This window comes from Paenibacillus faecis, assembly GCF_008084145.1.
Classification (GTDB): Bacteria; Bacillota; Bacilli; order Paenibacillales; family Paenibacillaceae; genus Fontibacillus; species Fontibacillus faecis.
Genome location: NZ_VSDO01000003.1, coordinates 853,500 through 860,000, shown reverse-complemented (window position 1 = coordinate 860,000; position 6,501 = coordinate 853,500). Strand labels below are relative to the sequence as shown.

Genomic DNA, 6,501 nt, shown 5'->3' with positions numbered 1-6,501 from the left:
GGACACCTTCATTGATGGCCGACGTCTTGCGGAGCTGTTGATATCCGTACGTCGTATGCATTCGCATTTCCTCGGCTTCCTCACCGGTCAACGAATCCGGTTTATAAAGGATCGCCGGATCGATTTTCGTATTTCCGATATCATGAAGAAGACCCGCGAAAGCGACTTGCATCCAGTCTTTCTGCGGAAGTCCGTGCCAACGAGCGATCGTATAGGACGTAAGGGCCGACAAAATGGCGTTATGGAACAGATAATCGTATTCGTTCACATTTCGCGGCGTAAAGGTAAGCACGTTATAAAATTTCAACTGTTTGATCAAAGCCTCCATTTGATGGCGGAGCTCATAAATAGGCAGTTCCGATGCCAGAACCGACTGAAAGGCGCTCTTGGTTAAATGGAGCATCCGGTCGTATTCTTTGTGGAGCTGATCGATCGCGGCCGGTTCATTTTCAATATGAGATGATGAGTTGTCGGCATGTCCCGCTTTGGCCGAATCCGAAACCTCGGTCACTACCTCGCGCCCTTTAACTTGCCCGTCCTCAATTTCTACAAGCTGAACCATAAACGCACGCAGGATATCCAGGTCTCTAGGCAAAAGCACTTTTCCTTTGTGCATTAACAATCCACCGAGCGGAGTGTGTACGTTCTCAACAATTTTCAAACCGGGTTTCAGATCCAATACAGGGACGCTGGCCATGATTTCACTCTCTCCTTAAATCTTCCAAATATGTAGGGTAGGGCCCTATCCAGGGTAAAAAGAACTATCTACCGCCATTATATTACGAGACTTGAAGCCCAACAATCCTTTTTCCGCCGTAATGAAAAGAATAGAAAAAACCGGACCTCCTTAAGGAAATCCGGTGTTATCGCTTGTTTATTCCTCCGAATCGGAACCGTTATCCGGTTGAGCGTCCTCCAGGGACACTCCCCCTTCTTCATTCTGGTTCTCTTCCTCCGGTTCTTCTTCCGTCTTGTCCGATCGGCAAACGGTAGCCACGGCGTCGTCTTCGCGGATGTTGATCAGCTTGACGCCCTGCGTGTTCCGTCCCATCGTGGAGATTCCCGACATGCTGGTCCGAATCAGGGTACCGCTGGCGGTGATGATCATTAGATCCTCATCGTCCTTGACCACTTTAAGACCGACGACAGGACCGTTCTTCTCCGTCACATTGATCGTCTTGATCCCCTTACCGCCCCGGCTTTGAATCCGGTACTCCGACGCCGGCGTACGCTTCCCGTAACCGTTGGTGGTTACGATCAGAACATCCTGATCCGAAACGATGACATCCATCCCGATCAGATGATCGTCTTCATCGAGCGTAATCCCCTTCACGCCGGTTGCGGCGCGGCCCATCGAGCGAACGTCACTCTCTGGGAAACGGATGGACATCCCTTGAGCCGTCCCCATGATGACTTCTTGGTTGCCGTCCGTCAGCTTCACGTCGATCAGAATATCGTCTTCGCGCAGATGTACGGCAATCAATCCGCCCCTACGGATATTGATGTAGTCTTCGATCGGCGTCTTCTTCACGACCCCTTGACGGGTCGCGAAGAACAGATACTTGTCTTCATCGAAGCGCTCCACCGGAATAACCGCGTTGACGGTTTCGCCCTGCTCAATCTGAATCAGATTGATAATCGGCGTCCCACGCGCGGTCCGGCCGAGTTCAGGGATTTCGTAAGCCTTCAGGCGATACGCTTTCCCCCGGTCGGTGAAGAACATGAGATAGTGGTGCGAGTTCGTAACGAACAAGTGCTCCACAAAATCATCGTCCTTCGTATCCATCCCGACGACGCCTCGTCCCCCGCGTTTCTGGCTGCGGTAGGTCGTGAGCGGCAAACGCTTGATGTACCCGGTATGCGTGATCGTGATGACGACTTCTTCCTGCGGAATCAAGTCTTCATCCAGGATGCTCTCTTCCCCGACCAACAGCTCGGTCCGGCGCTCATCCGCAAAGCGGTCGCGGATCTCTTGGAGCTCGTCGCTGATGATTTGCAGAACGAGGGATTCGTTGGCCAGAATCTCGCGGTATTCGGCAATCTTTTGCAAAAGTTCCTGATACTCGCTCTCGATCTTCTCGCGTTCCAAACCGGTCAAACGCTGCAGACGCATGTCCAGAATCGCCTGGGCCTGCTCCTGGCTTAGCCCAAAGCGTTCCATCAACCCCGTGCGGGCGATTTCCGTCGTTTGGGAAGCGCGGATCAGCGCGATCACCTCGTCCAGGTGGTCCAGCGCGATGCGCAGACCTTCGAGGATATGAGCACGGGCTTCCGCTTTCTTCAGCTCATATTCCGTCCGCCGGCGAATAACTTCAACCTGATGCTGCAAATAATAGCTGAGGACTTCCTTCAAGGTCAAAATCTTAGGCTCATTGTTCACGATCGCCAGCATATTGATGCCGAACGTGCTTTGCAACGCCGTGTGCTTGAACAGATTGTTCAGCACGATGTTCGGATTGACATCCCGGCGCAGCTCGATCACAACGCGCATGCCGTTGCGGTCGGATTCATCCCGCAGATCGGTGATGCCGTCGATCTTCTTCTCGCGGACCAACTCGGCGATTTTTTCAACCAACCGGGCCTTATTCACCTGATACGGAAGTTCTTCCACAATGATTCTCGCCTTGTTGTTATGCTCTTCGATCGTGGTTTTGGCCCGCATCGTAATGGAGCCGCGCCCCGTCGTATAAGCTTGACGTATCCCCGTCCGGCCCATGATATAACCGGCAGTCGGAAAATCCGGGCCTTTGATATATTCCATGAGATCCAGAGAGTCGAGATCCGGATTGGCAATAAGCGCCTGTACCCCGTCTATAACCTCGCCCAAATTATGCGGCGGAATGTTCGTTGCCATCCCGACGGCGATCCCCGATACCCCGTTAACCAGCAGGTTAGGGAAACGTGCCGGAAGCACAAGCGGCTCCTGCTCCTCACCATCATAGTTCGGCATGAAATCAATCGTTTCTTTGTTGATGTCACGCAGCATTTCCATAGCGATTTTAGACAACCGCGCTTCCGTATATCGCATTGCGGCAGCCATATCCCCGTCGACCGACCCGAAGTTGCCATGACCGTCGACCAGCATATAACGCATGGAAAAATCCTGGGCCATCCGCACCATCGTTTCATAAACCGCGGAGTCGCCATGCGGGTGATACTTACCGATAACTTCGCCGACGATTCTCGCCGATTTCTTGAATGGCTTATCGGGATGCATGCCAAGCTCATTCATGGCGTACAGAATACGCCGATGCACCGGCTTCAGACCATCCCTTACATCCGGCAAAGCACGGCTGACGATAATGCTCATGGCGTAATCCATAAAGGATTCGCGCATTTCCACATTAATGTCCCGGTCTATAATTTGCGAAAACTTTTCTTCCGCCATGCTGGACCTCCTTCAAATTCTATCCAAGTGCCTATGATAATGGGATGTCCTCATCCTGCCCCGAATCATTATATTACTTGCACAAATCATGCCCGATTAAACGTGCCGGCCAGAGATCCCATGTGGTATAGACACTAATAAATGGGGATGTGTCCATTCCCATTGCCCTTGTAGTTCATACACTAGAATATAGGCATATAGAGTAGTTGTTGAAAAAAATGGTCAAAAATCTTATAAAATCCCCATATCTTATAATTATATCATTGTTTTTCTCTTCTGTCCTATGTTTTTCATGTCTGAAACGGTGGCAGCCCGGGGTTTTGGAAAGGATGGATGCTAAGTTGGCTATTCAGCGCATCGCTAGCAAATGGGAGAAGACCGTGATTTTGAGACAGAAAGACACGATTCGGCCCTTTATCCCCGACACGCGCAAATACAGCCTGGAGAATCTGAAGGAAATGTTGGAGATTCATGGTCTTGTTTATGTGAAGCCCGACCGCGGCACCTACGGCAACGGCGTCATGAGCGTCGAGCCTTGGACCGACGAACTCGTATCCGAGCAGGAACGGGCTCCGCAGTATAAACTCCGGTACGGTATTCAAAGCGATTTTTATCCCAACCTGGAGGAACTTCACAACGTTCTCGTCCAACGAATCGGAAAAAAGGTGTATCTCATACAACAAGGAATCCACCTGCTGACCTACAGGCGCCGTAAATTCGACATCCGCGCGCTTGTCCAGAGGACACCGCAAAAAGGCTGGGAGACGACCGGTTTCATCGGACGCGTCGCCGCACAGCAAAAAATCATCACGAATTATCATGGCGGCGGTATGACCGCGACACTTGAAGAATTGTTGGGACCCTATCTGGAGCCTAGAGATTTTGCAAAAACATACAAGGAGATGAAACTGCTCGGTGTCCGGGCGGCGAGGCAGCTCGCCGGCAAATTCCCGAATCTGAAAGAAATCGGACTGGATATCGCTATTGACGAACAGCATCAAATCTGGATTTTGGAAGTAAATACCCTTCCCGCTCTTTTTCCTTTTAAATTTCTCCCCGATAAGGACATTTACAAAAAAATCCGCCGTTATGCGGTCGCCTATGGCCGTCTGAAAAAATAAGAAGAGGCGGTTTTCCGCAGGCAGGGTGAATTCACCTGTAACCGGAGACCGCCTTAGTTTTGAGCTGTAAACTCCCTTGTTTTTTAGTACGACTTGATAACGGTAATCTGGCCGTCCACTTTCTCAACTTCAATAGCGGTATCGCCTACCTTCACGCCAAGCCGAGCGAGAGCCGCATCCAGGTCCAATTCGGCGATCTCAAGGCCAGGAACCGTTCCTTGCCCCGGCTCGCCGAACACGGCGGATGCCAACCAGTGCGCCCCCGGCGACAGACGGGCCCGTAAAGCCGGGATCACCGTACGCGGATGAAGAAGATTCGTGTTCGCGTTCGGGTAGACAAGCTCCGCCCGTTCATAGCCGAGCAGGGACTGTATCCCGACGCTGCCCTGCGCCGATCGGACGGTCACGCCGGCCGCCTTCTCGAAGCGGTCCATCTGCGGGGACAATCCCAGGGCGAAGCCGCCTTCGGCGGCATCCAGCTCGCGGGATGTATTTACGCAATGGATTCGGACATGCCAGGGCAAGCCGGCGACGATCCAAGTTTGCACCTCGACATCCCGCCAAGGCATCCAACGGGCGTAGAGCAGGTGGCCATCGATCCAGGTTTCCTCATTCCGGCGGCGGACCCGGAACAGTTGATCGCCTTCGCTGAGCGCAAGCATCGAATCGAAGGCCCCTTGGGACAACCCCCATTCCGCTCGGGGGACGCTGAACCCAAACGCCGTGGAATAGGCAAACTTCTCGTATTTTGCCGAGGTGTGCGTGTGCTCGTTCGTCGACCGATGCCCGCTGTTAAAGGCGGCGACGTGCCCGGTCTCCTCCCGGCGGCAAACGACCAGGTGCGGAGGCTTTTGCACCGACATGGCCGGTCCCGCCGGAAGAGGCATCTCCTCGGCCCGCCAGAACGGGTGATCGTCCGGCAAGGCCAGCGGCAGAAACGCCTTTAATGCCCAGTAGGGCGAGCCGGGCGAGTTGTAATTTTCCGCCATCACCAGGTTCGGATAGGCGTACCCCACGGTCAACAGCCCCTGCGCATCGAGCATCGGCTGCCGAAACCACCAGCGGAAATGCCGCAAAACGAGCCCCTTTAGGACCCCATAGGACAGTTCCTCCATCTCCGCGTAAGCCATGGCTCCCCAAAAAGCCGCGTGCGAGAAACGATAAGTCAGGCTGCGCCCGTAAGGAAGGGAGGCCCCGTCCGGCGCGAACCAGTAGAGAAAGTCGGCCGCGAACCGTCCGGCCCGTTCCCGGATGACGGCCGCCCGCTTCGGGTCCCCTTCCTTCATCAGGACGGCGTAAAGCAGCCCATAGAAGTGAATGGCGAACGGGACGTAATAATCGCTGTGCCCCCCGGGACCGTCGCTGTACCAACCATCCCCCAAATAAAACGTATCGATCCGGTCCAGACTGGCCTCCAACTGCCCTTTATCGTAAGAGAGTCCCGCTTTGTGAAGACCCAAATTCACCAACACATTAAAAAACAACCAGTTACAGTCGTAACAAGGATGCCGGTTGATTTGCCCGAGCCATTCCTGCAAATGCGTACGTTCCCGCTCATTCAGCGGCCCCCAAATCCTTTCCGGAATCAGCGCCAGCGCAAACCCGAACGCCGCCATTTCCACCAGCCGCTGATCATAGTCGGCCACCTCGCCCCAATATTCGGGATGTGCGGGATCCGTGCCGTGGCGAATCCCTTCGAGCACAACCTCCCAGAGGTCATCCTCCCCGCCGCCGGCGAGCAGCGGAACCAAGCCCCACAACACGCGGGAGAAACCCTCCATTTCGGCGATGGAGGCGTCGAATCCCGCCCCGGCGACACCAAGCCTTAACCGGGCTTTTCCCTCGCTGTAATGCGGGCGCAGCGGGGCCGTGAGCTCTTGTAGTGCCGCCTGAAGGTCCTGTTTCGTCCGCAGCGGATTCCGCTGCAGCGTTTGGGCATGCCGACTCATAGGTTATCGCTCCTCTCATTCTTGGTCTCGCTAAACATGTACG

At 54.1% G+C, this 6,501-nt stretch carries 4 protein-coding genes (1 of these 4 cut by a window edge); 1 reads left to right on the top strand and 3 read right to left on the bottom strand.

All coding sequences use genetic code 11. The annotated features are described in order from the left end of the window. Together FRY98_RS17255 and gyrA are read right to left on the bottom strand one after the other, a co-directional pair. Positions 1-697, bottom strand: the 5' portion of a protein-coding gene (locus FRY98_RS17255) for an HD-GYP domain-containing protein (RefSeq protein WP_148454175.1). 404 nt of this gene lie to the left of the window's left edge; 697 of the gene's 1,101 nt are visible here — the first part of the coding sequence; it begins with the start codon at positions 695-697; its stop codon lies off the left edge, out of view. A 177-nt stretch (positions 698-874) separates the two neighbouring features. Beyond that, the gene (gene gyrA / locus FRY98_RS17250; protein ID WP_148454173.1) at positions 875-3,388 is read right to left on the bottom strand and encodes a DNA gyrase subunit A; all 2,514 of its coding nucleotides are present in this window, start codon (positions 3,386-3,388) and stop codon (positions 875-877) included. Positions 3,389-3,729: 341 nt separating this feature from the next. On the opposite strand from gyrA, the gene FRY98_RS17245 reads away from it, so the two are divergent. After that, positions 3,730-4,509, top strand: coding sequence for a YheC/YheD family protein (locus FRY98_RS17245; RefSeq protein ID WP_148454171.1), 780 nt, complete (start codon positions 3,730-3,732; stop codon positions 4,507-4,509). A gap of 83 nt (positions 4,510-4,592) precedes the next feature. Here FRY98_RS17245 and FRY98_RS17240 read toward each other — a convergent pair whose 3' ends face one another. After that, positions 4,593-6,458: a DUF2264 domain-containing protein gene (locus FRY98_RS17240; protein ID WP_148454169.1), complete on the bottom strand. Its 1,866-nt coding sequence runs from the start codon at positions 6,456-6,458 to the stop codon at positions 4,593-4,595. Positions 6,459-6,501: the final 43 nt, after the last annotated feature.

Coding starts and splice junctions, on each gene's coding strand:
- gyrA (WP_148454173.1), bottom strand. CDS start 3,388: ATGGCGGAAGAAAAGTTTTCGCAAATTATAGACCGGGACATTAATGTG.
- FRY98_RS17240 (WP_148454169.1), bottom strand. CDS start 6,458: ATGAGTCGGCATGCCCAAACGCTGCAGCGGAATCCGCTGCGGACGAAA.